The 26,067-nt window shown below is 73.9% G+C and carries 26 protein-coding genes; 11 read left to right on the plus strand and 15 right to left on the minus strand.

Annotated elements, in window-relative coordinates; genetic code table 11:
• Positions 1-172: 172 nt before the first annotated feature.
• From ACIGG8_RS25290 to ACIGG8_RS25300, 3 genes are all read right to left on the minus strand, one after another.
• Positions 173-949, minus strand: coding sequence for an ABC transporter permease (locus tag ACIGG8_RS25290; protein ID WP_396551006.1), 777 nt, complete (start codon positions 947-949; stop codon positions 173-175).
• Entirely contained in the window at positions 949-2,562 is a 1,614-nt protein-coding gene (locus ACIGG8_RS25295; RefSeq protein WP_396550941.1) for a dolichyl-phosphate-mannose--protein mannosyltransferase, read from the minus strand. Before ACIGG8_RS25295 ends, ACIGG8_RS25290 begins: the two co-directional genes overlap by 1 nt.
• A gap of 169 nt (positions 2,563-2,731) precedes the next feature.
• Positions 2,732-4,042: an MFS transporter gene (locus ACIGG8_RS25300; protein WP_396550943.1), complete on the minus strand. Its 1,311-nt coding sequence runs from the start codon at positions 4,040-4,042 to the stop codon at positions 2,732-2,734.
• A gap of 135 nt (positions 4,043-4,177) precedes the next feature.
• Between ACIGG8_RS25300 and ACIGG8_RS25305 the strand changes: the two genes are divergently transcribed.
• Both ACIGG8_RS25305 and ACIGG8_RS25310 read left to right on the plus strand, forming a co-directional pair.
• Complete coding sequence (locus ACIGG8_RS25305; protein WP_396550945.1) at positions 4,178-4,759, plus strand: MarR family winged helix-turn-helix transcriptional regulator; 582 nt, start codon at positions 4,178-4,180, stop codon at positions 4,757-4,759.
• Between the two features lie 99 nt (positions 4,760-4,858).
• Positions 4,859-5,404 (plus strand): hypothetical protein, encoded by a 546-nt coding sequence (locus ACIGG8_RS25310; RefSeq protein ID WP_396550947.1) that lies wholly within the window; start codon positions 4,859-4,861, stop codon positions 5,402-5,404.
• 136 nt (positions 5,405-5,540) lie between these two features.
• On the opposite strand, the gene ACIGG8_RS25315 is transcribed toward ACIGG8_RS25310, so the two are convergent.
• From ACIGG8_RS25315 to ACIGG8_RS25325, 3 genes are all read right to left on the minus strand, one after another.
• A complete protein-coding gene (locus ACIGG8_RS25315) occupies positions 5,541-7,346 on the minus strand; it encodes a glycosyl hydrolase family 18 protein (RefSeq protein WP_396550949.1) in 1,806 nt (601 codons plus the stop codon).
• Positions 7,347-7,662: 316 nt separating this feature from the next.
• The gene (locus ACIGG8_RS25320; RefSeq protein WP_396550951.1) at positions 7,663-8,379 is read right to left on the minus strand and encodes an FxLYD domain-containing protein; all 717 of its coding nucleotides are present in this window, start codon (positions 8,377-8,379) and stop codon (positions 7,663-7,665) included.
• Positions 8,380-8,576: 197 nt separating this feature from the next.
• Positions 8,577-9,137 (minus strand): DoxX family protein, encoded by a 561-nt coding sequence (locus tag ACIGG8_RS25325; RefSeq protein ID WP_350523227.1) that lies wholly within the window; start codon positions 9,135-9,137, stop codon positions 8,577-8,579.
• Positions 9,138-9,417: 280 nt separating this feature from the next.
• On the opposite strand from ACIGG8_RS25325, the gene ACIGG8_RS25330 reads away from it, so the two are divergent.
• Positions 9,418-10,050 carry a MarC family protein gene (locus ACIGG8_RS25330; RefSeq protein WP_350523226.1) on the plus strand — a complete coding sequence of 211 codons (633 nt, stop codon included), beginning with the start codon at positions 9,418-9,420 and terminating at the stop codon, positions 10,048-10,050.
• A 145-nt stretch (positions 10,051-10,195) separates the two neighbouring features.
• Here the strand turns inward: ACIGG8_RS25330 and ACIGG8_RS25335 are convergent, their stop codons facing one another.
• Together ACIGG8_RS25335 and ACIGG8_RS25340 are read right to left on the minus strand one after the other, a co-directional pair.
• On the minus strand, positions 10,196-10,735 hold the full coding sequence (locus ACIGG8_RS25335) for an NADPH-dependent FMN reductase (RefSeq protein ID WP_396550954.1): 540 nt from the start codon (positions 10,733-10,735) through the stop codon (positions 10,196-10,198).
• Between the two features lie 72 nt (positions 10,736-10,807).
• A complete protein-coding gene (locus tag ACIGG8_RS25340) occupies positions 10,808-11,242 on the minus strand; it encodes an Lrp/AsnC family transcriptional regulator (protein ID WP_350523224.1) in 435 nt (144 codons plus the stop codon).
• Positions 11,243-11,458: 216 nt separating this feature from the next.
• Here ACIGG8_RS25340 and ACIGG8_RS25345 point away from each other — a divergent pair, with 216 nt between their 5' ends.
• From ACIGG8_RS25345 to ACIGG8_RS25355, 3 genes are all read left to right on the plus strand, one after another.
• Positions 11,459-12,289 carry a tryptophan 2,3-dioxygenase gene (locus ACIGG8_RS25345; RefSeq protein ID WP_396550956.1) on the plus strand — a complete coding sequence of 277 codons (831 nt, stop codon included), beginning with the start codon at positions 11,459-11,461 and terminating at the stop codon, positions 12,287-12,289.
• A gap of 23 nt (positions 12,290-12,312) precedes the next feature.
• Complete coding sequence (gene kynU, locus ACIGG8_RS25350; RefSeq protein WP_396550958.1) at positions 12,313-13,539, plus strand: kynureninase; 1,227 nt, start codon at positions 12,313-12,315, stop codon at positions 13,537-13,539.
• Between the two features lie 182 nt (positions 13,540-13,721).
• Positions 13,722-14,258, plus strand: coding sequence for a F0F1 ATP synthase subunit B (locus tag ACIGG8_RS25355; RefSeq protein WP_396550960.1), 537 nt, complete (start codon positions 13,722-13,724; stop codon positions 14,256-14,258).
• Here ACIGG8_RS25355 and ACIGG8_RS25360 read toward each other — a convergent pair.
• Complete coding sequence (locus ACIGG8_RS25360; RefSeq protein ID WP_396550962.1) at positions 14,225-15,169, minus strand: hypothetical protein; 945 nt, start codon at positions 15,167-15,169, stop codon at positions 14,225-14,227. The genes ACIGG8_RS25355 and ACIGG8_RS25360 overlap by 34 nt on opposite strands.
• 76 nt (positions 15,170-15,245) lie before the next feature.
• Here ACIGG8_RS25360 and ACIGG8_RS25365 point away from each other — a divergent pair, with 76 nt between their 5' ends.
• Positions 15,246-15,875, plus strand: a complete 630-nt coding sequence (locus ACIGG8_RS25365; RefSeq protein ID WP_350523219.1) for a TetR family transcriptional regulator — start codon at positions 15,246-15,248, stop codon at positions 15,873-15,875.
• Between the two features lie 97 nt (positions 15,876-15,972).
• Here ACIGG8_RS25365 and ACIGG8_RS25370 read toward each other — a convergent pair whose 3' ends face one another.
• The gene (locus tag ACIGG8_RS25370) at positions 15,973-17,469 is read right to left on the minus strand and encodes a choice-of-anchor A family protein (protein WP_396550964.1); all 1,497 of its coding nucleotides are present in this window, start codon (positions 17,467-17,469) and stop codon (positions 15,973-15,975) included.
• Between the two features lie 275 nt (positions 17,470-17,744).
• On the opposite strand from ACIGG8_RS25370, the gene ACIGG8_RS25375 reads away from it, so the two are divergent.
• From ACIGG8_RS25375 to ACIGG8_RS25385, 3 genes are all read left to right on the plus strand, one after another.
• Positions 17,745-18,452 (plus strand): 4'-phosphopantetheinyl transferase family protein, encoded by a 708-nt coding sequence (locus ACIGG8_RS25375; RefSeq protein ID WP_396550966.1) that lies wholly within the window; start codon positions 17,745-17,747, stop codon positions 18,450-18,452.
• A 161-nt stretch (positions 18,453-18,613) separates the two neighbouring features.
• Positions 18,614-19,096, plus strand: a complete 483-nt coding sequence (locus ACIGG8_RS25380; RefSeq protein WP_350523216.1) for a hypothetical protein — start codon at positions 18,614-18,616, stop codon at positions 19,094-19,096.
• A 62-nt stretch (positions 19,097-19,158) separates the two neighbouring features.
• A complete protein-coding gene (locus tag ACIGG8_RS25385) occupies positions 19,159-20,001 on the plus strand; it encodes a helix-turn-helix domain-containing protein (RefSeq protein ID WP_396550969.1) in 843 nt (280 codons plus the stop codon).
• 73 nt (positions 20,002-20,074) lie between these two features.
• On the opposite strand, the gene ACIGG8_RS25390 is transcribed toward ACIGG8_RS25385, so the two are convergent.
• Both ACIGG8_RS25390 and ACIGG8_RS25395 read right to left on the minus strand, forming a co-directional pair.
• Positions 20,075-20,533 carry a hypothetical protein gene (locus tag ACIGG8_RS25390; RefSeq protein WP_396550970.1) on the minus strand — a complete coding sequence of 153 codons (459 nt, stop codon included), beginning with the start codon at positions 20,531-20,533 and terminating at the stop codon, positions 20,075-20,077.
• A 201-nt stretch (positions 20,534-20,734) separates the two neighbouring features.
• Entirely contained in the window at positions 20,735-21,727 is a 993-nt protein-coding gene (locus tag ACIGG8_RS25395) for an Lrp/AsnC family transcriptional regulator (protein WP_396550972.1), read from the minus strand.
• 114 nt (positions 21,728-21,841) lie between these two features.
• On the opposite strand from ACIGG8_RS25395, the gene ACIGG8_RS25400 reads away from it, so the two are divergent.
• Positions 21,842-22,648 carry an inositol monophosphatase family protein gene (locus ACIGG8_RS25400; protein WP_396550974.1) on the plus strand — a complete coding sequence of 269 codons (807 nt, stop codon included), beginning with the start codon at positions 21,842-21,844 and terminating at the stop codon, positions 22,646-22,648.
• Positions 22,649-22,871: 223 nt separating this feature from the next.
• On the opposite strand, the gene ACIGG8_RS25405 is transcribed toward ACIGG8_RS25400, so the two are convergent.
• From ACIGG8_RS25405 to ACIGG8_RS25415, 3 genes are read right to left on the minus strand one after another with little or no spacing between them, the layout of a single operon-like run.
• A complete protein-coding gene (locus ACIGG8_RS25405) occupies positions 22,872-23,756 on the minus strand; it encodes an amidohydrolase family protein (protein ID WP_396550976.1) in 885 nt (294 codons plus the stop codon).
• On the minus strand, positions 23,753-25,387 hold the full coding sequence (locus ACIGG8_RS25410; RefSeq protein WP_396550978.1) for an acyl-CoA dehydrogenase family protein: 1,635 nt from the start codon (positions 25,385-25,387) through the stop codon (positions 23,753-23,755). Before ACIGG8_RS25410 ends, ACIGG8_RS25405 begins: the two co-directional genes overlap by 4 nt.
• The gene (locus ACIGG8_RS25415) at positions 25,371-26,012 is read right to left on the minus strand and encodes a TetR/AcrR family transcriptional regulator (RefSeq protein ID WP_396550980.1); all 642 of its coding nucleotides are present in this window, start codon (positions 26,010-26,012) and stop codon (positions 25,371-25,373) included. Before ACIGG8_RS25415 ends, ACIGG8_RS25410 begins: the two co-directional genes overlap by 17 nt.
• Positions 26,013-26,067: the final 55 nt, after the last annotated feature.

Consider the following 26,067-nt stretch of genomic DNA (forward strand, 5'->3'; position numbering starts at 1 on the left):
AGGTCTCGCCGGCAACGCTCTACGAGCGGTGCCCCGGGCGCCGGGCCCCTGGGGGCCAGTATGTCGACGGTCCGGTGGAGGGCTACTCCCCTTCAACGCCCCCAAGGGTACCCGACGCCTTCCGGTGTCCGGCTCCGGCGGCCGCCGGCTCCCGGCTCCCGGCTCCCGGCCGTCATCGGCCTTCGCCCGGTTCCCCCGCCGTCACCAGGCCCCGGCCGACCAGTTCCAGCACCACCACGATCGCCACCGACTCCACCGCCAGCAACCCGACCAGCACGAACAGCTGCACCGCTCCCGCCTGGACGGGCGAGGCCCCGCCGAGCAGCATCCCGACGAAGGCGCCGGGCAGGGTGACCAGGCCGACCGTACGGGTCTGGTCCAGGGCCGGGACGAGCGAGGTCGCCGCGGCCGTGCGGCAGATCTCCAGCCGTGCGTCGCGCTCCTCGAAGCCGAGCGCCAGCGCCGCCTCCACCTCCCCGCGCCGCAGCCGCAGCTCGTCCAGGGCGCGCCGCCCGGCCAGCGAGGTCGCGGTGAGCCCGCCGCCGATCAGGATGCCCGCCACCGGGATGACGGACAGGCCCTTCGGCGGCAGCAGCCCGACGCCCAGCAGCAGGGCGAGCACCGGCAGCACCCCGGCCCCGATCGGCGCGGCCGCCCAAACCCAGCCCGGCCCCGGGGTCATCCGCCGCCCGGCGGTGCGCACCGCGACGCCGAACATCAGCACCACGAACAGCGCCGACCACCACAGCGAGCCGACCACCCAGGTGATCACCGCGGCGACGGCCGCCAGCTGCACCACCGCGCGCAGCCCGGCCCGCAGCACCGCGTGCCCGTGGCCGAGCTGCCCCCGCCCGGCCACCGCGACGGCGGCCAGCAGCAGCACAGCGGTGACCACCCCGAGCACCGGCGTGACCGGCAGCAGCTGGCCGCCGGACGCCGCGAGGTCCATCAGATCCAGCTGGTGAACCACATCCGGTCCTGCCAGGACGACATCGGGATCACCTCCGCCGTGTACAGCGGGTAGAAGAAGGCGAAGCAGCCGACGATCGCCAGCACGACGGCCCCCGCCCCGATCGCGCCGATCCGGCGGCGCCGGGGGCTGGATCCGGGCGGGCCGAGGATCGCCCCGAGCATCTGGGCGACGGCCAGGCACAGGAACGGCACGAGCACGACCATGTAGAAGGAGAAGATCGTCCGCTCCTGGTAGCGGAACCAGGGCAGGTAGATCCCGGCCACCGCGCACAGCACCGCGCCGGAGCGCCAGTCCCGCCGGAAGAACCAGCGCCACAGCAGGTAAACCAGCGCGAAGCAGGCCGCCCACCAGAGGAACGGCGTGCCCAGGCCCAGGATCTGCGCCGCGCAGCCGCCGGAGGAGGTGCAGCCGCGGGTCCCGTTCGGGATCTGCTCCCAGTACATGGAGACCGGGCGACCGTCGACCAGCCAGGCGAAGGGGTTGGACTGGTAGGTGTGCGGGGTGCTCAGGCCGGTGTTGAAGTCGTACATCTGCGAGTGGTAGTGCCACAGGCTGCGCAGCGGGGCGGGCACCCAGCTCATCGGCACCTGCGGCAGCGGGACGCCGAGGAAGCTGTCCGGGGAGAGCCCGGCGCGGCCGTCGGCCCAGTGCCGGTCGTAGCCGCCCTCGCCGCTGCCGCCGCTGAGCAGCCAGCCGCCCCAGGCGCCGACGTACACCACCAGGGCGGAGCCCACCATGGCGAGGAGGGCGGGCCCGGCGTCCCGGCGCAGCATGGAGCGCCACGGACGGCGGGCGCCCGCCCCGCGGCGGCCGGCCTGGTCCCACAGGACGGTCAGGATGCCGAAGGCGGCGAGGATCGGGGCGCCGTTCCACTTGACCGCGCAGGCCGCGCCGATCAGCACCCCGGCGGCGATCCGCCAGGGGCGCCACCCGAGCCGGACGGTGTCGCCGTCGGCGGCCTCGGCGAGCCGGGCGCGGGCGTGGTCGCGGTCGATCAGCAGGGCACCGAAGGAGCCGAGCACGAAGAACATCTGGATGCCGTCGAGCAGGCCCACCCGGCTCATCACCAGCGCCAGGCCGTCCACCGACATCAGCAGCGCGGCGGTGCAGCCGATCAGGGTGGAGCCGAAGAGCCGGCGGCCGATCCGGGCCAGCATCAGCACGGTGAGGGTGCCGAGCAGCGCCGTCATGAACCGCCAGCCGAAGGGGTGCAGTCCGAACAGCTGCTCGCCGATCGCCATCACCCACTTGCCGAGCGGCGGGTGCGCGATGAACTCGGGCGCGGAGCCGAGCGGGATGGACTGCGGGACGGCCAGGATGTCGGCGTTGGCGTGGTCGGGCCAGTTGGCCTCGTAGCCCTGTCGGAGCAGCGACCAGGCATCCTTGGGGTAGTACGTCTCGTCGAAGACGAAGGCGTTGGGGTAGCCGAGGTTCCAGAACCGCAGCAGCCCGGCGAAGATCGCGACGCCGATCGGCCCGAGCCACCCGGAGCGGTCGGCCGCCCAGCGGACCACGCCCCCGCGCGGGGCCGGTGCGGGGTCGGCCGGGGCCGGGGCCGCCGGGGGGTGCGTGAGCGCCGCTTGCGTCATAGCCTCGCCGATTCGCCTGTCTGCTCTGCCCGGGCCCGGCGCTGCGGCCTGGTCCGGGCGGTCAACAGCCACTGACACTATGTGGCGGTGGTCGCGAAGCCAAGCGCGACGGGCGCCGACCAGGTGACCTGGTCGGCGCCCGTTTCACACGCTCGCACGTGCCCTTTCGTCACGCGGCGGTCTGCAGCTCCCGGACCGGGACGGCGTGGACCACGGCCGGGGCGGCGTTGTCCTGCTCCGGCGTGAGGTGCGGGCGCAGCCGCAGCGCCAGGGCGACGATCAGAAGCGTCGAGCCCGCCATCGCCGCCAGGTAGAGCGGCCAGGTGCCGGAGCCGACCAGCAGCACGCCGACGGCCGGGCCGACCGCGATCGCGATCTGCTTCACCAGGGAGTAGCCGGCGTTGTAGGTGCCGAGCAGCCGGGCCGGGGCGAGGTCCGCCACCATCGGGCCCATGGTGGGCGCGAGCAGCGACTCGCCGACGCCGAAGAGGGCGTAGATCGAGACGATGGCGACCGTGGCGGCCATGGTCTCGGTCCGGATCAGGCCGGCCACCAGGGCCATCGCCCAGGCGCCGAGCCAGACCAGGCCGGCCGCGGCCATCGCAGTGGTGCGGCGGCGGCGCGCGGTGATCCGCACCATGAACATCTGCAGCACCACGATGGTCAGCGCGTTGGCGCCGATCGCGAAGCCCAGGGTGGAGGGCGCGGTGCCGACGGTGTCGGTGGCGAAGGCCGCCACACCGGACTCGAACTGGCCGTAGCAGGTGAAGAAGATCAGCCCGGCGAGCAGGCAGAGCCGCAGCATCGCCTTGTCGGCGACCAGCGCGCGCAGGCCGGTCGGGCCGTCGCCCTTCTCGTGGACGGCGCTCAGCTGGAACCGCGGCATCCGGGCCGTGCCGGTGACCAGGGCCAGGCCGAGGAAGGTCGCCGCCTCGATCGTGAACAGCCGGGTGAGGCTGGCCGGGTCGGTGACGTCGACGATCTGCCCGCCGACCAGCGCGCCGATGCCCATGCCCAGGTTGACCAGGGTGAACTGCAGCGCGAAGGCGTGCGAGCGGGTCGCCGCCGTCGAGCAGCGGACGATCATCGTGGCCAGCGCCGGCTGGCAGGTGGTGACACCCGCGCCGAACAGGAAGGAGGAGACCAGCAGGGCCGGGGTGCCGGTGGCGTGGCCGAAGGCGAACGCGCCGGTGGCGGCGAGCGCCGTACCGGCCAGCAGCACCGGGCGGGGGCCGTACCTGTCGATGCCGCGCCCGGTGAACGGCAGCACGGCGAGGGCCGCCAGCGCGAAGACGGTGAACACCATCCCGGCCGCCAGCGAGCCCAGGCCACGCACCTGGTCCACGTACACGAACATGTACGGCATCGTGAACCCGCTGCCGAACGCACTGAGCGCGTTGCCGATCTGGACGCGGCGCAGCGGGCCACCCGCCCCGCGACGCTGCCTCCGCTGCTTCACCGTGCCGACCACCGTGCACATCCCTTCCTGGCTTCGACTGGATACTCTTAAGTCCAGAAGATTTCAGAGCTAAAGTTTGACGAGATAAAGTCTTAGCACCAGAAGGCTGCGGAGTCAAAGGCTTAAGGGGTGCACGCTCGTGCGACACTGGTCCGCATGACTACGGACAAGCCGGCGCCGGCTGCCGGAAAGCCCGCACCGGCCACCCCCCTGGAGCTCGGAATCGCCGAGCAAGTGGCGCTCTACCAGCGGGAGTTCCCCACCGTGGACCCCCAGGTGGAGACCATCGTGCAGACCCTCAACCGGGTCTCCCGGCGGATGGGCGTGGCGTACGACCGGCAGCTGACCGTGCTCGGAATCACGTCCGCCGAGTGGGAGGTGCTCAAGGCCCTGGTGGTCGCCGGCAGCCCGTACCGGCTGGGGCCGGGCGAGCTGGCCAAGCGGCTCGGACTCACCCCGGCGGCGATGACGCACCGGATCGACCGGATGGTGGCCGACGGCCTCGTCACCCGGGAGCGGGACGAGTCCAACCGGGTGCGGGTGATCATCGAGCTGACCGAGACCGGCCGCGACAAGTGGCTGGAGTCGATGCGGATGGCGGCGGTGTTCGAGGAGGAGCTGCTCCAGGACGTCGTGGGCCCCGAGCGCACCGCGCTCTCCGGCCTGCTGGCCCGGATGCTGCGGCGGATCGAGGAGACCCAGCCCGACGCCCTCGGCCGCACCGCCGACCTGGACTGAGCGCCGGAGGAAGGCCGGACCGACGGAATTCCGTTGGCATCCGGCCTTTCGTGTGCCACTCTGCCTGGCGCCCGGAACCACTGAGGCACCGTCACACGATTGGCTCACACCATGCCGCTCAAGCGCACCTCCGCCCTGCTCGCCACCCTGGTCGTGGCCGGGCTCGCGCTCACCGCCTGCAACGACGACAGCTCCTCCACCGCCGCCGCGAGCACCGCGGCGACGAGCTCCCCGACCGCCCCGGCCGCGGTCTCCTCCGCACCGGCGGCCACCCCGAGCGCCCCGAGCGCCTCACAGCCGGCTTCCGCCCCGGCCGCCCCTGCCACGACCCCCGCCGCCCCGCCGGCGGGCGCGACCCCGCCCGCCGGAGCGGTCCAGAACGGCAAGACCCGGCCGGCCGGCCTGCCCGCCGACATACCGCTCCCGCCGGGGAAGATCACCCTGGTCAACGGGGCGGACGGCGCCTACATCATCACCTGCGAGGCCACCGCCGGTGACTACGACAAGTACCAGGCGGCACTCAAGGCCGCGGGCTTCGAGGTCACCTCCACGGGGGGCGGCTCGGGCCTCGCCGAGCGGGGCGCGGACAACCTGGTGATCACCAGCTCGTCGACCTCGATCTCGGTCGCCTACGCCAAGGTCTGAGCGGCCGGGCGGGCCGCCGCCCGGCCCGCAGGAACGGCGGAGGTCCGGCCCGCCGGGGGTGCTCCCCCGGCGGGCCGGACCCGTTCGGGTGCCGCGGAGGCCCGTCGGGGCCCCGGTCATCCGGTGGTTCGGGTCGTCAGCAGGGACCGTTGTCGGTCCAGACGCCCCACTGGCCGCTCAGGCTCGGGTCCTCGCCCTTGGTCCACCACTTGTTGGTGTAGTAGTGGCCCTTCCACGAGACCTTGGTGCCGCCGGCCGCGTAGGTGGTGTTCGGGTCCCAGCTCGGGGCGGCCGAGCAGGTGGCCGGCGAGGTCGGGGTGCCGGTCGGGGTGCCGGTCGGCGTACCGGTGGGGGTGCCCGTCGGGGTGCCGGTCGGCGTCTGGGTCGGGGTCGGCGTGCCGGTCGGCGGGGCCGGGCAGGCCGCGGCGGAGCCGTTGGTGGCGTTCACCATCGTGTCGAACAGCCCGGTCCGGGTGCCGAGGTCGTAGAGCGAGAAGGCGAAGGAGCCGCCGAGGCCGTTGCAGTGCGCGTAGTCGAGCTTGGCCTGGATCGACTTGGTGTCCTCACCGCTCCAGAAGGTGTTGCCGTCGTAGAAGTACGTGGCCTTGGCGTCGTCGTCCCAGAAGGTCCTGGACGGGTTGTCGACGAAGCCCGCGAGCTCCTTGTACATCTGGATGCCGGGGACGTTGCCGGACATCGCCGCGCCGGCCGCCGGGCTGGCGGCGGGCTGGAAGAGGCCGTGCTTGCCGTTGTCCTTCACGCCGGTCCAGCCGCGGTAGTAGAACGGCACACCCATGTTGATCTTGTTGGCGGGGAATCCGCCGGGGATGCCGTACTGCGCGTCGCCGACCGTCCACGCCTTGACGGCGTTGTCGATCGAGTACTTGCCGTTGCCCGGCTTGGCCGGGGTCGACGGGTCGTTCGGGCCGGAGTAGAGCGGGGCCTGGTGGTTCGTCGGGCCCTGCGCGTCCCAACCGCCGTGCATGTCGTAGGTCATGACGTCGAGGAAGGTCAGGTACTGACCGATCTTGTCGGTCTCGACGTTCATGATCTTGTCCTGGCCGGCGCCGACCGCGGCCGACAGGGCGTAGGTCTTGCCGTCGGTCTTGCCCTGCGCGTCCAGCTGGGTGCGGAACTCCTTCAGCAGCGCCGTGAAGTTCTGCTTGTCGGCCGGGCTGGAGATGTTGCCGGTGTGGCCGCCTCCGCCCGGGTACTCCCAGTCGATGTCGACGCCGTCGAAGATGCCGGCCGCCGAGCCCGGGCCGCCGTAGCCGGCATCGGATGGCAGGTTGCCCTTGATGAACATGTCGAGGCACGACGACACCAGGTGCTTGCGCGAGGCGTCCGTGGCGGCCGCCGCCGAGAAGTACTTGGAGTAGGTCCAACCGCCCAGCGAGATCAGGACCTTGAGGTTGGGGTTCTTCGCCTTCAGCTTCTTCAGCTGGTTGAAGTTGCCCGCGACGGGCTGGTTCCAGACGTCACCGACGCCGTCGACCGAGATGTCCGCGCCGAAGCTCTTCTGGTAGTCGGCGAACGCGTCGCCCGCGCCGTCGCCCGCGTTGGGGTTGTTGTCGTTCGTGTCGGCGGCCTTGGTGGCCTCGAAACACCCCAGGTCGGTCGGGTGGATGTTGGCGAAGTCGTAGATCAGGTAGTCCAGCTTCCCGGCCACACCGGTGTCCTGGATCGTCTTGGGGTAGTAGCCGTTCGCGTAGATCGACCACTGGTCGAAGTAGGCCACCTTGATGCCGCCGCTGGTGGCGGGCGCGCCGGTGGAGTTGGTGGTCGCGGCGTTGGCCGCGCCGCCGCCGGACAGCGCGAGGCCCGCGCCGAGCAGGACGGAGGCGGCGGTGCCGGCCGCGACGGCGGCCAGGCTCTTCGGACGGCGTCGGCGGCCGCCCTGCGGAGCCGGGGTCCCGGCCCTTTCGATGCGTGAGCGCAGCATGCGTACGTGACTCCTGGTTGTGGGGGAGGTTTCCCGCCGCCCCGGGGGCGCGCGTCCGGGGTGGGGCCGAACGACCGGGACATGACAGGAAGGGGTGGGGAATCGTGCGGTTCGGGCCATGACGGGACACCGGGATGTGCCGAACCGGCGCCGGCGGCACGAGGCCGTCGACGCCGGTTCAGGGGCTCCCTGCACCTGGGCATAAAAATGGACTAGACCAACTCGCCCGTCAAGGGGTCCTGTTGGGCCTTGAGTTCCGCTTAAGGTTCCGCCCCCGCTCCGACCGGGCGTCAGTACCTGGCTTCAGTACCGGGCGTCAGTACCGGATCGCGTTGGCCACGTCGGCCTTGACCGTGCCGGAGAGCTCCCGGTTGCTGCGCGCGGCCGCCTGGACGCTCTGCCCGGCGGCCAGCTCCGGGACGGTCACCGCGGTGGCGTCGACCACCTTGCCGGACTCGTCGGTGAAGTTCACCTGGATCACGTACTTGTACGACTGCTGACCGTGGTTGGTGACGGTCAGCTGCACCTGGGTCCTGTTGTCCGTGCCGGTGGTCACCGCCCCGACCGTCACGTCACCCTTGGCGTCCAGCCCGCCCTTGACCCCGGACACCGCCGAGGAGGCCGCCGACACCGCCTCCGAGGCCCGCGCCTCCGCCGACGCCAGGGCCGAACCCGCCCCGCTCGCCACCGAGGCCAGCGCCGAACCCGCCCCGCCGGCCGCCGAGGCCAGCGCCGAGGCGGCGGAGGCGGCGGCGCTCGCGCCCTTCTCCGCCGCGGACACCGCCTGGGAGGCCACACTGCTCGCGCTCTGCCCGGAGGAGCAGCCCGCCAGCGCGGCCGCGCCGACCAGCGCCGCCGTCAACACCCCTGCCACGGCGGGTCGTCGACGGCGCAGCGGTGACACGTCCAGGTCCTGGGCGGTGACCCTCGCACCCGTGGCAGCGGCCCCGGCACCCGGGGCGGTGACCCTCGCGCCCCGGGCAGCGGCTCCCGCGCCCGGCGCGGTGACCCGGGTGTGCGACTGGCGGTCCATGCGGTCCCTCGATTCCGGTCGGCCGGTTCCGGTCGGCGCCGGGCTGTCCGGCCCGCCTCCCGCCCACCCTCCGAGGCCCCGGGGGCAGCCGCCAGCAGGGCTGCTGCCTCCGGGTGACGCGCGCGGCCCGACGACGCGGCCGGACCACCCGGCCCGACCGCGCGGCCCGACTGCCGGCCCGCCCCGGCCTCGGCCCGTCAGGACAGCCCGGAGCCCTCCTGTTCGTCCGCCTCCACCGCGGCCCGCTCCTCGCGCAGCCGCACCACGTGCCGGCGCCGCGCCACCACGCCGTACGCGCCGGCCGCGCTCGCCACGAAGGACAGCACGCCCAGCCAGGGCCGGTCGAAGACGTGGCCGGTCGCGTGGTCCAGCGAGTACCGCCCGGCGCCGGCCAGGCCGATCGCCAGCCCGGTCGCACCGAGGAAGGCCGGGTACTCGTAGCCGCCGCCCATGGCGAAGAAGCCGGCCGGGGCGTGCACCGCCACGGCGGTCGCCATCGTCCCGGCCACCACCGCGCCGGCCGCCGGCGTGGCCAGCCCGGCGACCAGCAGCGCGCCGCCGCCCGCCTCGCCGAGCCCGGCCGCGATCGCGCTCTGCCGGGCCGGGTGGAAGCCCATGTGGTCCATCGCCTGGGTGGTGCCCTCCAGGCCGCCGCCCCCGAACCAGCCGAACAGCTTTTGGGTGCCGTGCGCGATCAGCACCCCGCCGACCGCGCTGCGCAGGGCCAGCAGGCCCAGGTCCTTACGGTTCAGGCACATGTCGCATCCTCGATTCCGCGGCGGAGTGTCCCCGCCGGTGGCCGCTGCCGGTGGTCGTGCCGACGGTCGTGCCGGTGGGGCCGCCGGCGTGGCGGTCCTCCCTCCATAGCAACCGAGACCGCCCGTGCGTTCGAGCCGGAGCCGCCATCCGGGCGAATTCACCCCCGATCGGGAATGAACCGTTGACGGGGATGCGGCGCGGGCCGGCGAGACGCACGCCACGCCCGGCCGCGGGGCGTGGCGGACCGGCCGCCCGCGGTGCCGCGGTCATGCTGGGCGCATGTTCGTCTTCAACCTGAGCAGCGCGTTCATCACCTTCTTCGCCGTGGTCGGCCCCCCGAAGACCCTGCTGGCCTTCGCCCGTCTGGCCACCACCCGCAGCACCCGGGAGCTGCGGCGGCTGGCGGCGTGGAGCACGGTCATCTCGGCGGTGATCGGCCTGGTGCTCGGGTTCACGGCGGACGAGGTCAGCACCCTCTTCCACATCAGCGACCAGTCGCTGCAGCTGGCGGGCGGGCTGATCTTCTTCGTCTACGCGGTCGCGCTGGTCTTCGGCGTCCACCTCGGCGGCAGCAGCGAGGAGGACGAGCACCTCTCGAACCCGCTGGTGGACGGCATCCGCGAACTGCTGCTGCCGTACATCGCCAGCCCGCTCGCGGTCTCCGCCGTGCTGGTCGCCTCGCTCAACCGGGACGACTGGGCCTGGAAGGCCACCGTCGCCGCGGCGTACGTGGCCGTCACGGTGATCAACTACGTCTGCGTGGCCCTGCTGGCACCGCTGATGCGGCGCACCCACCGGACCTCGCTGGAGGTGCTGTCCCGGCTGCTCGGGCTGCTGCTGGCGGCGGTCGGCGTGGAGCTGGTCCTGGCGGGCCTGGCCGGGCTCGGGGTGCCCGTGCCCGAGGCGCACTGAACCCGGCCCCGACCGCCCCGGCCGCAGGTCGGGGCGGCCGGGCCATCGGCCGGGCCGCCGTTCAGGCCGCCGTTCAGGCCGCCGTTCAGGCCGCCGTTCAGGCCGCCGTTCAGGCCGCCGTTCAGGCCGCCGTTCAGGCCGCCGTTCAGGCCGCCGCCAGCCTCGCCAGCACCTCGCCGATCCGCTCGCGCACCTGCGGGTCGGCGGCCAGCCCGTCCGGGCCGACCGCCCCGCGCTCCAGCGGGATCCGGACGCAGGCCTCGTCCACCACGGCCGCGCCGGTGTAGCCGAGCACGGTGCGCAGGGTCGCCTCGGCGCCCCCTCCGCGGCCGGGCCCGGCGGCGTTGATCCAGGCGGCCGGCTTGTCCGAGATCTCCACGCCGCCGACCGTCCAGTCCAGCAGGTTCTTGAACGAGCCCGGCAGCGTCCCGGCGTACTCGGGCGTGCAGATCAGCAGCGCGTCGGCCGCCTCGATCGCGGCCCGCAGCGCGGCCACCGGGCCGGGCAGCGGGTCGGTGTCGTGGTCCGGGTTGAAGTGCGGCAGCTCGGCCAGCCCGGTGTAGTACGTGGTCCGCAGGCCCGGGGCGGCGGCGGCCACGGCGGCAGCCGTCCGCAGCACGGTCTCGTTGGTGGAGCCGGCCCGCAGACTCCCCGGCAGCAGCAGGATGTGGCGCTCGTTCGACATGCGGTGGAACCTACTCCTTGACGTCGGCGTCAGGGCCAGGCACGACCGTTCGCCGAGGGCCGCGCGCCCCGGTCAGCGCGGCGCCAGCGGCCGCCACGGCACCGGGCTGGAGAGGATCATCGAGCTGGCCGGCTGGCCGTACCCGCCGAGCCGGTCGCAGAGCGCCTCGAACTCGGCCATCGTCGGCACCGCGACCAGCAGCACGCAGCAGGCCCCGCCGGTGACCCGGTGCAGCTGGAGCACCTCGGGCCAGGTCGCCACCTCCGGGTCGCGCAGCACGCAGCGCGGGCCGTAGCACTGGATCTGCACCAGCGCGGTGATCGGCAGCCCGGCCCGGGTCGGGTCCACGTGGGCGTGGTAGCCGCTGATCACCCCGTCGGCCTCCAGGCGGCGGACCCGTTCGGCCACCGCGGGTGCGGACAGGCTCACCCGGCGGGAGAGTTCGTTGTACGAGAGCCGGGCGTCGGCCTGCAGCTCGGCCAGCAGGCGGCGGTCGACGGCGTCCATGGCGGGCTCCCCGGGTGATCGGGATCAAGTGGTTTTCATTCGTAAAGCGAATCCGCCGAACGCCTCGTGAACGACAGCTCCGAAGGCAGTTGCGGTGTCCGTCGACCATTCAAGCGGGGGCCACCCCCGCCGCACAATGGGCACCCGGTGGAACCAGGCAGTCCGTCTGGTTCACCGGAGCGGGCGAGGGGCCCGGACGGATCAGGAGGCATCGGGATGGGGCACGACACGGTGGAGACACCCAACCTGTCGTTCGGTCGGGGCAGGACGCCGGGTCGGAGCACCCCGTACGCCCAGTACGTCCGGCTGGACGAGCTGCACAGCCTGCAGCACCCGCGCAGCAAGGAGCCCGCCGAGCTGTCGTTCATCGTCACCACCCAGGTCATGGAGCTGCTCTTCGACCTGATCCGGCACGAGTGGACGATCGCCCGGCAGGCGCTGCGCGAGGACGACCTGCCCACCGCGCTCGCCGCGCTGCGCCGGGGCACCCACGCCCAGGACGTGCTGGTGGCGTCCTGGGACCTGCTGGGCACCATGACGCCGCAGGAGTTCAACTCCTTCCGCTCGCTGTTCGGCGAGGCCTCCGGCTTCCAGTCCGCGGCCTTCCTGCACCTGGAGTTCCTGCTCGGCAACAAGAACGCCGCCCTGCTGACGATGTACGACGGCATGCCGGACACCCAGGACGGGCTGGTCGAGGCGCTGCGTTCCCCGGGTCTGTACGACGAGGCGCTGGCGCTGCTGGCACGGCGCGGCCTGGAGCTGAGCCCGGCGCACTCCGAGCAGCGCTACCGCCCGTCCGAGGAGGTCGCGGCGGCCTGGCGCCGGGTGTACACCGAGCCGGAGTTCGCAGCGCTGCAGCCGCTCGGCGAGGCCCTGCTGGACGTCGCGGAGCGGGTCACCCGCTGGCGCCAGCGACACCTGTCCGCGGTCAAGCGGACCATGGGCGGCAAGCCCGGCTCGGGCGGCTCCAGCGGGCTGACCTGGCTGCGCAAGTCCGCCGAGCAGGACGTCTTCCCGGAGCTGTGGACGATCCGGGACGAGCTGTGAGCGAGGAGAACGAGGGAATGGGCATGACCACGCGCGAGGAGTGCGAGGCGCTGGACGCCGTCGACCCGCTGGCGGCGTTCCGCAAGGAGTTCGCGCTGCCGGACGGGGTGATCTACCTGGACGGCAACTCGCTGGGCGCGCTGCCGGTGCGCACGCCGGAGCGGGTGCGCCAGGTGGTCGAGGAGGAGTGGGGCCGGGAGCTGATCCGCAGCTGGAACGACGCCGGCTGGTTCGAGCAGCCGTACCGGCTGGGCCGGCGGATCGCGCCGATGATCGGGGCCGATCCGGCGGAGGTCGTCGTCTGCGACACCACCTCGGTGAACCTGTTCAAGGTGCTGGCGGCCGCGCTGGGCCTGCGCCCCGGCCGGCGCACGGTGCTCGGCGACGCCGAGGCCTTCCCGACCGACCTGTACATCGCCGAGGGCGTGACCGGCCTGGTCGAGGGCGCGCGCAGCGTGCTGATCCGGCCGGAGGAGCTGGACCGGCACCTGGACGGGGACGTCGCCGCGGTCGTCCTCTCGCACGTGGACTACCGCACCGGCGAGCTGCTGGACATGCCCGGGATCACCGCCCGGGTGCAGGCCGCGGGCGCGCTGATGATCTGGGACGTGTGCCACGCGGTGGGCGCGCTGCCGGTCGAACTCGGTGCCGCGAACGTGGACTTCGCGATCGGCTGCACCTACAAGTACCTGAACGGCGGCCCCGGCGCGCCGGCCTTCCTGTACGTCGCCGAGCGCCACCTGGCGGCCGGCCCGCTGCAGCCGCTGAGCGGCTGGTTCGGGCACGCCCGCCCGTTCGCGTTCGAGCCCGGGTACGACCCCAAGCAGGGCATCGGCCGCTTCCTGACCAGCTCGCCCTCGCTGCTCGGCCAGGCCGCCCTCGGCGCCTCGCTGGACGTCTGGGAGCGGGCCGACCTCGCGGCGGTGCGGGCGAAGAGCCTGGCGCTGACCGACCTGTTCATCGAGCTGACCGAGGGCCTGGACGGCATCGAGGTGGTGACCCCGCGCGAGCACGCCCGGCGCGGCAGCCAGGTGGCCCTGCGGCACGCCGACGGCTACCCGGTGGTGCAGGCGCTGATCGAGCGCGGGGTGATCGGCGACTTCCGCGCGCCGGACCTGATGCGCTTCGGCTTCACCCCGCTCTACCTCTCGTACACCGAGGTGTGGGACGCCGCCCGGCAGCTGGCCGAGGTGCTGGAGAGCGGCGAGTGGCGGGCGGAGCGCTTCTCCCGCCGGGGCGAGGTGACGTAGGCGGGTTCGGCCGGGTGAGGCCGGGTGCCGCCGTGAGGTCCGGGCGCCGGCCCGCTGCTGCAGCGGGCCGGCGCCCGGACCGGCGCGGCACCGTGACGATGGCCATGCCCGCGCCGAGTTCGATCACCATCGACCCAGGGAAGACTGCGGATTGACGGCACGTCAGCCCACGGGGAGGTCGCGTGAACCTCGAACTCGGCCCGCTCAAGCCCGAACCGGTCCCGCTGGGCCTCGGCCTGGCACTGTTCTTCCTGGTCCTCTGGGCGCTCGGCCGGCACCTGCTCCCCCGCATCGAGCGGGTGCAGGCCGAGCGCTGGGAGGCCACCGAGGGCCGGATGGAACGCGCGGAGGCCCTGCAGGCCGAGGCCGACGCCGTCCGGGACGCCCATCTGCGGGAACTGGCGGCGGCCCGACACGAGGCCGCCCGGATCCGGGCGGACTACGCCGAACGCGGCGCGGCGGCGATCGCCGCGGCCCGCGCCGAGGGCCTGCGCGCCCGGGACGCCCTGCTGGCCACCGGCCGCGCGCAGATCGCCGCCGACCGGGCCACCGTGGCCGACCTGCTCCGGCAGGACGTCGGCGAGCCGGCCATCGCCCTGGCCGGGCGGGTGGTCGGCGAGCCGGTGCACGACGTCGCCGCCCAACGCCGCACGGTGGCCCGCTTCTTCGAGACGAACCAGCCCTCTCAGCAGGACAGTTCGGCCACCAGCTTCCGGTAGGTGTCGAAGGCCGGCTTGCGCGAGTAGTCCTCGCGCAGCAGGCCGAAATGGGGGAAGAGCCCCGCACCCGCGCTGTCGGCGTCCCGCAGCGCGAAGAACGCGTAACCGGTGACGGTGAGTTCGGCGGCCAGCTCGGCGACCGTCCGGACCACCTCCTCGACCACCTCGGCCTGCCGCGCCTCGCTCCGACCGGGACCGGTGGGCCACCCGTTCTCGCAGATCCGCAGCGGCACGGCGGGCCCGATGCCGGCCCTGGGCAGCCAGTCCCGCCGGAATCCGGTGACCACCGCCCGCACCGCGTCGGCGAGCCGGTCCGCCGGGACGGGCCGGAAGACGTCCGGGAAGAAGTCCACGCCGACGTAGTCCAGGGCGCGGTGGAAGCGCTCGTCGGCGAGCTCGCCGAGCTCGGACCAGAAGGTGTCCGCGGGGTCGAAGGAGGGCACCGCGTTGAAGCCGACGGCCAGCCGGTCGAACCCGCAGGCCAGCGCCTCCTCCTTGGCCGCGATCACGCCCGCCACCAGCGCCCGGAGGACGTTCGGGATGCTGCCGTCGACGGGTGGCAGGTCGAGGTTGGGCTCCTCGCAGATCTGGAGCACCGCGACCCGGTGGCCCTCGGCCCGGACGGTGCGCCGGACGAAGTCCAGCCAGCCCGCCGACTCCCCGCTGCGGTCCCGGTACTGGAGCACCAGGTCGAGCTTCCGCCCCTCGACGGCGTACTGCTCGGGCCGGTCGGGGGCGTGTCCCGGGTCGGCGTACGAGCGGTAGGCGCGGACCAGGAACTCGGCCGCCCCGCCCTGGAGTTCGCGCAGGGCCGCGGTGATCAGCGCCGGGTCGTCGGGGCGGACGGGAGCGAGCACGCCGGTGTCGCTTCCGAGCAGCCCGCCGGGATAGATGCCGAAGGTGAAGGTCATGCCGCCACCGTAGCCGATAATTTTGGTGCCACTGCAAGTTTGATGTGACACCATGGTCCTGGCGTAGGATCCGGCCATGGGACTCCGTGAACTCAAGAAGCAGCAGACCCGGGAACTCCTGGCCGACACCGCCATGGGCCTGTTCGCCGAGCGCGGCTTCGACCGGGTCACGGTGGTCGAGGTGGCGCGGGCCGCCGGGGTCTCCCCGAACACGGTCTTCAACTACTTCCCCACCAAGGAGGACCTGTTCTTCGACCGGCAGGACGCGGTGGTCGCGCACCTGGCCGAGGTGGTCCGGCACCGCCCGCCCGGCAGGTCCGCCGCGGCCGCCGTCCGGGCGGACCTGCTGGCCGCGCTCGCGGACGGGGAGCCGACGATCGGGCTGAGCCCGCGGATGGCCGCGTTCTGGCAGATCGTCGCGGACAGCCCGGCACTGCGGGCCCGGCTGCTGGAACTCGGCGAGCGGGCCGAGGCGGCCCTGGCGGCCGTCCTGGCCGAGGAGACGGGAGCCGCGGAGGACGACCCGCTCCCCCACGTGGTGGCCGGGGCCATCGCGGGGGCCCACCGCGCGGTGCTCGGCGAGATCCGGCGGGCCATGGTGGCCGGCGAACCCGCCGAGGCCGTCCGGAACAGGATCCGGGAGACGGTGGAACGCGCCTTCGACCTGCTCGCCTCGGGGCTCGCGCAGTACCCGGCGCCGCAGTAGGGCCGACACCCGGGAACGCCCCGGGCCGCCCGGTCGGATCGACTCGGGCGGCCCGGGACAGCGGCCAGGCGTCCTGACGTTCAGGCCCGTCAGCCGGTCAGCTGTGGCGGCCGCGACGACGGGCGGCCATCACGGCCAGACCGCCGAGACCGAGCAGGCCGACGCCCGCCAGGCCGAAGACCACCGGGGCGTTGCCCGCTCCGGTGGAGGGCAGCTCACCGCCGTCCCCGGGGTGGTGGCCGGTCGGCTGCCCGCTCGGATGCCAGGTCGGGTGGTGACTGCTCGGGGCCGGCCCCGCGCTTGAGGTCGAGGCGCCGGCCGACGGCGAGTGGTGGTGACTCCCACTGGCCGACGGCGAGTGGTGGCTCTCGCCGGCCGACGGCGAGTGGTGGCTCGGACTGGGGGAGGTCGGGTGCGGTGACGTCGGGTGCGGTGACGTCGGGTGCGGCGAGGTGGGTGACGTCGGGGCCGGCGACGTCGGCGAGGAGGTCGGCGACGGCGAGGTGGAGGTCGGCGACGGGCTGGGCGTCACCGTGCACTCCGGCAGGTCCCCGTCGAACGGGTAGCTGTGGATCTCGTAGCCGCCGGTGCCGGTGTGGATCAGGCTGCCCGCCAGGTACACCCGGCCGTTCATGCCCGCCTGGGCGATGGTCGTGGTGCCGGCCGGGTTCCCGGCCAGGACCGACCCCTGGAACTGGGCACTGCCGAGGATCCGGGCCGAGGTCGCGGTCGGGAAGTTGTACATCAGCTTCGAGCGCATCTCGGTGGTCTGGTCGCCCGGCAGGGCGGTGCCCGTGTAGGTGTTGATGACCGGGCTGTCGCCGAGCATGTTCACCACGACGGTGGCGCCGGCCGGGATGCCGGTGAAGACCAGGCCGATCTGGCCGCCGGTCGGCGAGGCGAGGTCCCGGGTGACGTTGAAGACCTGCCTCGCGCCGGTCCCGTCGCCGGTGAAGGTCGCCGTGCTGGAGGAGATGTCGACGGTGCCGGTCGCCGTGGCCCGCCCGACGCAGTCGGAGGTCTCCTCGATCCGGGTCAGCACCGCCCGGTAGGGCGCGGCGGCGGCGTCGTCCTGGATCGACCGGCCGGTGGGGTCGATGTTGACGGTGCCGGTCACGCCGCCCGCGTGGCGCAGGTTGCCGAAGGCCTGGCCGTGCGAGTCACTGCCGCCGATCAGGATGCGGTTGCCCCGCCGGACGTCGACGTTCCCGCCGGTGGTCACGAAGTCGCTGCCGTCCGGCGGCGGGACGCGCGAGCCGACGCCGACGACGCCCATGTTGTAGACGCCTCCGCCGTCCTTCTCGACGGTCAGGTTCCCCAGCGCGACGATCTTGCCCTCGGCCTCGGCGGCGCGGCCGTTCACGGTGTAGTCGCCGCCGGTGAAGACGTTGATGGTGGAGTCCCGGCCGGTGAAGTCACCGTTGTTCGGCGCCGGCCAGGTGGCCGGGCAGTCCGGTCCGGTGCAGGCGCCGAGCGGCGGGGCCAGCGGAGCGGCCGAACCGACCGTCAGCACGGCGGCCAGCGGCAGCGCGGCGACGCCGGTGGCCACCGCCACCCGGACGGCGCGGCGGCCGCCGGAGGCGGGCGTTCTCACGGCGGTCGTTCTGTGATCCGGCGAACCGGTGGCCTGACCCATCGACAATTCCTCCGCGCATGAGAAAAGGGCAGGCCGAATGACCTGCCATGTTCCGTGTTATCTGACGTCAATCCCACATTTCCGGGGCATCCAACCTTAAATCGGACTATTCATCCCTTATGGACCCTCAGGGCGGGTTCGAAAACTCACCCGGACGGCGCAGCAGCACTCGGGCCTCGGCCACCGGGCGACGACCCCGCCGACGGATCCCGGCATGGAGCTAGGTTGAACGCATGACCACCGAGGCCCAGGACCAGAGCGCGCCGCTCGTCGCCGTCGCGTCCGCCGACGCCGTGCTGCGGCACCCCGAGGCGGACGAGCACCTGCTGACCGCCCTCGAACGGGAGCGCGCCGCGCGCTTCCGGCACGAGTCCGGGCGGGTCGACTTCACCGCCGGGCACCTGCTGGTCCGGCTCTGCGCCGCCCGGCTGCTCGGCGTGCCGGCGGCCGGCCTGGTGCTCGCCCAGCAGTGCCCGGACTGCGGGCTGGCCGACCACGGCAAGCCGTACCTGCCGGACCACCCCGGGGTGCACGTGAGCCTCTCGCACACCAAGGGCGTGGTCGCCGCGGGCGCCGGTCACCAGCCGATCGGCGTGGACGTCGAACTGTCCGCCCGGGGCGGCTCGCTGGGCGCGGTCGCCCGCCGGGTGCTGGCCCCGGAGGAACTCGCCCTGGTCGAGGCGGACCCGGAACCCGAGCGGGCGTTCCTGCGGCTCTGGGTGCGCAAGGAATCGCTGATCAAGATCGGGCGGGCCACCCTGGACACCCTCGGCCGGATCGACCTCTCCGCCCTGCCCCTGGCCGTACCGCCGGGGGAGCCGCTGCGCAGCCGGTACGAGGACCTGCACCTGCTCGACTGGACGGACCCGGAGCACGGCGCCGCCGTCGCGGCGGTCGGCACCGCGGCGCCGCGGATCGTGGAGCTGACGACGGCGGGCTGAATGGCCGCCCTCGCCGGGGCGGGGGTGGGCGAGGGCCTTCCGCAACCGCCCACCCGAGCGGTGGGCCCGTGAATAAGCGGTGTTAGCGTGCCTGGTCGTGGGCACGCCGACCGCGCGCGCCCGCTCCCCAGCTGCCCACCGGATCCAAAGGGTGCCCCGCCATGGCCAAGTTCCTGCTGAGCCTGCACGTCCTCGTCTCGGTCCTGTTCATAGGCCCGGTCGCGGTGGCCGTCAGCATGTTCCCGCGCCGGGCGAAGGCCGCGCTGGCCGGCGGCCCGGACCAGGCCTCCGACGCCGGTGTGCTGCGCGTCCTGCACCGGATCACCCAGGTCTACGCGCTGCTGGGGGTCGCCGTGCCGGTGCTGGGCATCGGCCTGGCCCAGGTGATGGACGTGATCGGCCAGTCCTGGGTCATCGTCTCCATGGTGCTGACCGCGATCGCCGCACTCTCCCTGCTGCTCTTCGTCCTGCCCGGCCAGCAGGCCGCCGTGGACGCCCTCGCCCTCGACCCGGCGGACGAGCAGCGCACCAAGGCCGTCGACGGCCTGCGCCTGCTGCCGATGACGGCCGGGGTGTTCAACCTGCTGTGGGCCGTGGTCGTGGTCCTCATGGTCATCCGGCCGGGCTCCAGCACCGGCGTCTGATCCGGCCGATCCCCCTTCGCCCCCTCCCGCGGAGCGGGCTCGTTCGAGTACCGTCCTGGGCCATGACGATCATGGCGGGCATGGGCAGCCCGACGGGAACCGGGGTCGGACCGCTGCTGCGCGGCTGGCGGGAACGACGGCAGCTCAGCCAGCTGCAACTGGCCCTGCGGGCGGACTCCTCGGCCCGTCACCTCAGCTTCGTCGAGAACGGCCGCTCCCGCCCCAGCCGCGAGCTGGTACTGCGGCTGGCCGAGCAGCTGGACGTCCCCGTGCGCGAGCGCAACACCCTGCTGCTCGCGGCCGGCTACGCCCCGCACTACCCCGAGACGCCGCTGGACGACCCCTCGATGGCCGCGCTGCGCGGCGGCATGGAACGACTGCTGGCCGCCCACGACCCGTACCCGGCGGTCGTCGTCGACGGGAGCTTCCGGGTGCTGGCGGCCAACCGCTCGCTCGGACTGCTCCTGGACGGGATCGCCCCGCACCTGCTGCAGCCGCCGCTCAACGCCGTCCGGGTCACCCTCCACCCGGAGGGGCTGGCGCCGCGCATCGTCAACCTGGGGCAGTGGCGCCGGCACCTGCTGGAGCGGATGGAGCGTCGGCTGGAACTGGTCCGCGCCGAGCCGCTGCGGCAGCTGTACGAGGAGGTCCGCGGCTACCCCGAGCCGGACGCCGACCCGGCGGAAGGAGCGGCCGACGGGCCGGCCGAGGACGGCTTCCCGTTCGCGCTGCCGATCCGGATCCGCCACGAGGGGCGGGTGCTCTCCTTCCTCTCCACCATCGCGACCTTCAACACTCCGCTGGACGTGACCGTCTCCGAGCTGGCCATGGAGACCTTCCTCCCGGCCGACGCGGAGACGGTGCGGTTCCTGCAGTCCTCGGTGGGGCCGGAGCGTCAGCCGTAACGACCGCCCGCACGGGGGCCGCTTCCCGGGGGCCGCTCCCTGGGGCCGGCTCCCCGGGGTCGGCTCCCCGGGGTCAGCTCGGGGTGCCGCTCACCCCGGGGTCGGCTCCGGCTGCCGTCCGGCGCAGCGCGGTGAACTGCAGGACGGCGAACAGGCCCACCGCCGCGGCCTGCAACGGGATCCAGACGAAGCCCGCGGTGGTCGGCTCCAGCCACACCTCCATCGCGACCAGGCTGAGCACCACCCAGGCGAGGTTGAGGTCGATCACCGCCTGCACCGCCGTCCGCGGCGGCCGCCGGCGGGTGGCCAGCACGCCGACCGCCACCGCGTAGCCGGTGAGGAGGAGCCCGAGCTCGACCAGGGTGGCGCGGCCCGCGCCGAGCAGGTCGCCGAGCGGGCCGGCGAAGGCCAGGTAGGCCAGGCCGTTGCCGCCGGTGACCACGGCGTCCAGGCAGAGGATGCCGCGCACCGTCCACGGCGAGAAGGCGGATCCCGGCCGGGCGGGGGTGAGGGAGTTCGCGTGGACGGACATGGCGGATCGCCTCCTGTCAGGGGTGGGGGCCCGGGGCCGTGGCGGCCGCACCGAGCTGCCTCCACCCTGCCCGGACCGGCGCCCGGCGTCGATTACCCCGCAGGTAACGGGCCGTCCGGCCGCCTCCTTCTCCTCCTGCGCCGCCTCCTCCGCCGGCCGTGCGCGCCTGCACCCCTCCGGCCGCGTTCCCCTCGTCCCCCTTCACGGCCGCCGGGGCGGCTGACGGAGCAGGACGCCCGCCCGCTTCACCGCGCGGGCGGTGATCGTCGTCTCGGCCCGTTCGACCCCCAGCGGACCGAGGGTGTCGGTGAGGAAGCGGTACAGCTCACCGTGGTCCGCGCAGAACAGCGTGGCCAGCAGGTTGCTCGGGCCGCTGGTGGCGAACACCCCGTGCACCTGCGGGTGGCCGGCCAGGGCCGTGCCGACCTCGGCGAGCCGGCCGGGCGGCACGTCCAGCCAGAGGTTGGCGTCCACGGCCATGCCGAGCAGCTGCGGGTCGACGGTGGCGTGGGTGCGCAGCAGGCCGAGCTCGTCCAGCCGGTGCAGGCGACGGCGCACCGTCGACTCGGGCGCGCCGACGGCCGCGGCCAGGGCCGCGTGGGACTGCCGGGCGTCCTCGCCCAGCCGCTCCAGCAGCGCGCGGTCGAGGTCGTCCAGGGGCGGGGGCGCGGCGGGGCGGGGCACGGCGGGCCGGGCGAGCGCGGCGGCCTCCTCCTCGGTGAGGTGGCCGGCCCGCCACTGCCCGGCGTCGGCGAAGGCGTGCAGCACGGCGTGGGTGGTGGTCTCGGTGACCGCACTGGTCGCGGGCAACTGCCCGTACAGCAGCCGGTCGCGGGCACCGGCGTCGGTCAGCACGACCGCGCCGACCTCGTGGCCGCCGAGCATCACGTCGACGAAGGGGACGTCGGAGCGGTCGGCCAGTGCCTGCGCGATGGCGTCCACCCGACCGCTCAGCACCCTGACCCGCAGCAGCAGCGCGCCCACGGCGGCGTCCTCGACGTCGGGCATCCGGACCACCCGCGGCACCCCGGCCTGCCGCATCCGGGCCAGGCGGCGGGTGACCGTCCGGGCGGAGACTCCCAGCACCTCGGCGATCCGGCCGGGCTCGGCCCGCCCGTCCACCTGCAGGGCGCAGACCAGGCGGCGGTCGAGGGCGTCCAGCACGGCGTCCGGATCAGCAGTGGAGAGGTCCATGGTGTCCGATCCCCGCCACTTCTGGCGGCTCGTACGTCCTGTTCGGCAGTCCTGACGGTACTCCTTGTCCCGTCGGGCCGGAGCGGACCGGCCCGGGAACAACGAGGAGTCACCGTGACGAACGAGCTGTGGACGCTGGTCCGGGGTGTGGAGGCCGCGGTGCGCGAGGTCGGCGCGAAGCTGGCGGCCCGTCGGTCCACCGAGCCGATCACGGCGCGGACGGTCGAGGAGGCCGGGGCCCGCTTCGCCGAGCTGGACGGCCCGGCCGCCGCCGAACTGCGGCAGCAGCTGGGCGCGCTGCGTCCGCAGGCCGGCTGGGTGCCGGAGGAACTGGACGGTTCGGTGCCCGCCGAGGGCGAGTGGTGGCTGTGCGACGCGACCGACGGCGCGGTGCAGTACCTGCTGGGCCACCCGCACTGGGCGGTCACCGCCACGCTGGTCCGGGACGGCGCCGCGGTGCTCGCCGTGGTGCACGCGCCGCAGTTGGACGGCGGGCGGACCTACCGGGCGGTCCTGGGCGGCGGCGCCGAGCTGGACGGGCGCCCGATCGCCCCGCTGGAGCGCGAGTTGGCGATCACCGTCGCCGCCACCAGCCAGCCGCCGCAGGTGGCCGGGGACCCGGTGGCGCTGCGCCGCGCGGGCGAGTCGCTGTCCGCGATGGCGGGCGCGGTGCTCGCGGTGCGCAACCTCGGCCCGACCGCGCTGCAGGTGGCCCAGGTCGGCTCCGGACACCTGGCGCTGTTCTGGGAGTACGGGCAGGACGCCGGCAACCTGCTGGCCGGCGCGCTGATCGCGAGCGAGACGGGCGCGGCGGTGACGGACACCGCCGGAGCGGACTGGACGGCCGGCTCCGACGGCATCCTGGTCGCCGCGCCCGGTCTGCACGCGCGGGCCCTGGAGGTGCTGCGCGCGGTGCGGTGATCGGCCCCCGCTCGGCGGTCATGCCCGGTGCGGGCAGTCGTGCCCGGTGCGGGCAGTCGTGCCCAGTGCGGGCAGTCGTGCCCAGTGCGGGCAGTCGTGCCCGGTGCGGGCGGTCGTGCCCGGTGCGGGCGGTCGTGCCCCGCGTCGGTGGCGGACCGCCCGTGCGGCGGACGGCCTCCGACGCTGGTCGGCCACCGGCGCTGGTCGGCCTCCGGTGCGGAGGTCAGCCTCCGGTCCCGATGCCGAAGAGTCCTGCCGCGTTGTCGTGGCACACCGCCCGCAGCCACTCCTCCCCCAGGCCGAGCCCGGCCAGCGCCTCCAGCTGGTGGACGTACCGGTACGGGATGTTGGGGAAGTCGCTGCCGAGCAGGACCCGGTCCTGCAGGCCGCGCAGTCGCGGCAGTTCCTCGCGCGGGAACGGGTCGTCGGCCTCGGCGAAGTCGGTGAACGCCATGGTGGTGTCCAGCCGGACGGACGGGTGGCGCTCGGCGAGGTCGAGGAAGTCGCGGTACTCGGACATGCCGAGGTGGGCGACCACCAGGACCAGCCCCGGGTGCCGGTCCAGCACCTCACCGATCGGGCCGGGGCCGGTGAACTTGCCCGCCACCGGCCCGGATCCGCAGTGGGTGACCACCGGGGTGCCGGTCTCGGCGAGCAGGCCCCAGACCTCGTCCAGCCGCCGGTCCGTCGGGTCGTAGCCGCCGACCTGCAGGTGCGCCTTGAACACCCGGGCGCCGTCCTCTATCGCCCGGGCCACGTAGCCGGCCGCTTCGGGCTCGGGGAAGAAGGTCGCGGTGTGCAGGCAGTCCGGGGTGCGCGCGGCGAAGTCGACGGCCCAGGCGTTCAGCCAGGCGGCCATGCCCGGCTTGTGCGGGTAGAGCATGGACGTGAACGCCCGCACCCCGAACTCCCGCAGCCGGCGGACGCGTTCGGTCTCGGCCTCGCGGTAGGTGATCGGCCAGGGCCGGCCGATCAGCGGGCCGGCCGCGTCGAAGTACGCCCACACCTTGTCGAGGACGTTCTTCGGCATGAAGTGGGTGTGCACGTCGACGAGTCCGGGCAGGCCCAGGGCCTGCCAGAACGCGCGGACCTCCGCGGCCTCGCTCACGCCGGCACCGGACGGGCCCGGTCGATGATCGCCGCGGTGTCGACGCCGGCCGGCAGGGTGCCGAAGGCCGTGCCGTGGTCTCCGCCCAGCCGACCGGCGCAGAACGCATCAGCCACCGCCGGGTCGCCGTACCGGACCAGCAGCGAACCCTGGAAGGCCAGCGCCATCGACTCGACCAGCCGGCGGGTGCGGTACTCCAGGTCGGTCAGGTCGGTGAGCTCCTTGCGCAGCGCGGCGACGGCCGCGTCCAGCCGGCGGTCCGCACCGGCCGCGGCGTCGATCTCGCCGAGGAAGGCCTCCACGCTCTCCGGGCGCTTGGCCATCGCGCGCAGCGCGTCCAGCGCGGCGACGTTGCCGGAGCCCTCCCAGATCGACACCAGCGGCGCCTCGCGGTAGAGCCGGGGCATCCCGGACTCCTCCACGTAACCGTTGCCGCCCAGGCACTCCAGCGCCTCGGCGGAGTGCGCCGGACCGCGCTTGCACACCCAGTACTTGGTCACCGCCAGGCCCAACCGCCGTACCAGCGACTCGGTTTCGTCCCCCGCCAGGGCGAGGTCGGTGGACTGCGCGAGCCGCATCGCGACGGTGGTGGCGGCCTCGGACTCCACCACCAGGTCGGCCAGCACGTTGCGCATCAGCGGCTGGTCGACCAGCGCCTTGCCGAACGCCCGCCGGTGCAGGGCGTGGTGGACGGCGCGGGTGGCGCCGTAGCGCATGCCGGAGGCGGCGCCGATGGTGCAGTCCAGGCGGGTCATGTTGACCATCTCGATGATGGTCGGCACCCCGCGGCCCTCCTCGCCGACCAGCAGGCCGACCGCGCCGTCGTACTCCAGCTCGGCGGAGGCGTTGGACTTGTTGCCGAGCTTGTCCTTGAGCCGCATCAGGTGCAGGCGGTTGCGGCTGCCGTCCGGGAGGACGCGCGGCAGCGCGAAGCAGCTGAGCCCGCCCGGGGCCTGGGCGAGCGTCAGGAACAGGTCGGACATCGGCGCCGAGGTGAACCACTTGTGGCCGGTGATCCGGTAGGTGCCGTCGGGCTGCGGGGCCGCGGTGGTGGTGTTGGTGCGGACGTCCGAGCCGCCCTGCTTCTCGGTCATCGACATGCCGGCGATCAGCCCGCGCTTGGCGCCCGGCTCGCGCAGCCCGAAGTCGTACTCCTTCGCGGCCAGCAGCGCCTCCCACTCCCCCGCCAGGGAGGGGTTCGCGCGCAGCGCCGGGACGGCGGCGTAGGTCATCGAGATCGGGCAGGTGTGGCCGGCCTCGACCTGGCCCCAGACGAAGAACTTGGCGGCGCGGGCGGTGTGGGCGCCGGGGCGCTCGTCCCGCCAGGGTGCGGCGTGCAGACCGTACGAGACGGCGGTGCGCATCAGCTCGTGCCAGTACGGGTGGAACTCCACCTCGTCGATCCGGTGGCCAAAGCGGTCGTGGGTGCGCAGCACCGGCGGGTTCTCGTTGGCCAGCCGGCCCCACTCGGCGGCCTGCTCGGAGCCGGCCAGCCGGCCCAGCTCGCGCAGCTCCGGCTCGACCCAGCCGGCACCGGCCCGCCGCAGGGCGGCCAGCAGGGCGGGGTCGGCGGCGGTGTCGTGTCCGTACGGCAGGGGCACCTGGTTGGTGACCTCATGCGTCGCTGTCATCGCGTCCTCCCAGGGCACGCAGGGTGAAGGAGACCAGGGCGGGGACCACCTCGGCGGTGGCCCTCCGGGGGTCGGTGACCCCGTGGCTCTCGGGCATGGCCGAGAGCGGGCCGGCCAGCGCCTCGCCGACCGCGCCGACCAGGGCCGCGGCGGTCAGCACCGGGTCCTGCTCGGGCAGTTCGCCGCTCGCCACGGCCGCGGCGATCTCGGTGGCGATCACGTCGCGGAACGCCCGCCGGAACACCAGGCGCTCCCCGTCCACCACCGCGTCGGCCGGCTCGACCAGCAGCGCGTACGCCAGCCGGGGGGCGCGCAGGGCGCGGGCGGCGAAGGTCTCGACCACGGCGGCGATCCGCCGCTGCGGGGTGTCTCGCAGGGCGACGGCCGCGTTGACCGCGTCGATCTCGCGGGTGACCACCCGGCGGAACAACTGCACCGACAGCTCGGCCTTGTTGGCGAAGTGCTGGTAGAGGCTCCCGGTGGCGATCCCGGACCGGTCCGCGACGGCGGCCATCGTGCACCCGCCGTAACCGCGCTCCGCGAGCAGCCCGACCGCCGACTGCAGCACCGCCTCCCGCTGGGCGTCCAAGCGGGCTTGTACGGCAGGCGTGCGTCGGTAGGCCATGGAAGCATTGAAGCACCGATTCACCGCTTCGGGGAGGGCTTCGGCGGAGGGGCTC

The sequence above is a fragment of the Kitasatospora sp. NPDC085464 genome (assembly GCF_044541955.1).
In the GTDB taxonomy this organism is placed as follows: Bacteria; Actinomycetota; Actinomycetes; order Streptomycetales; family Streptomycetaceae; genus Kitasatospora.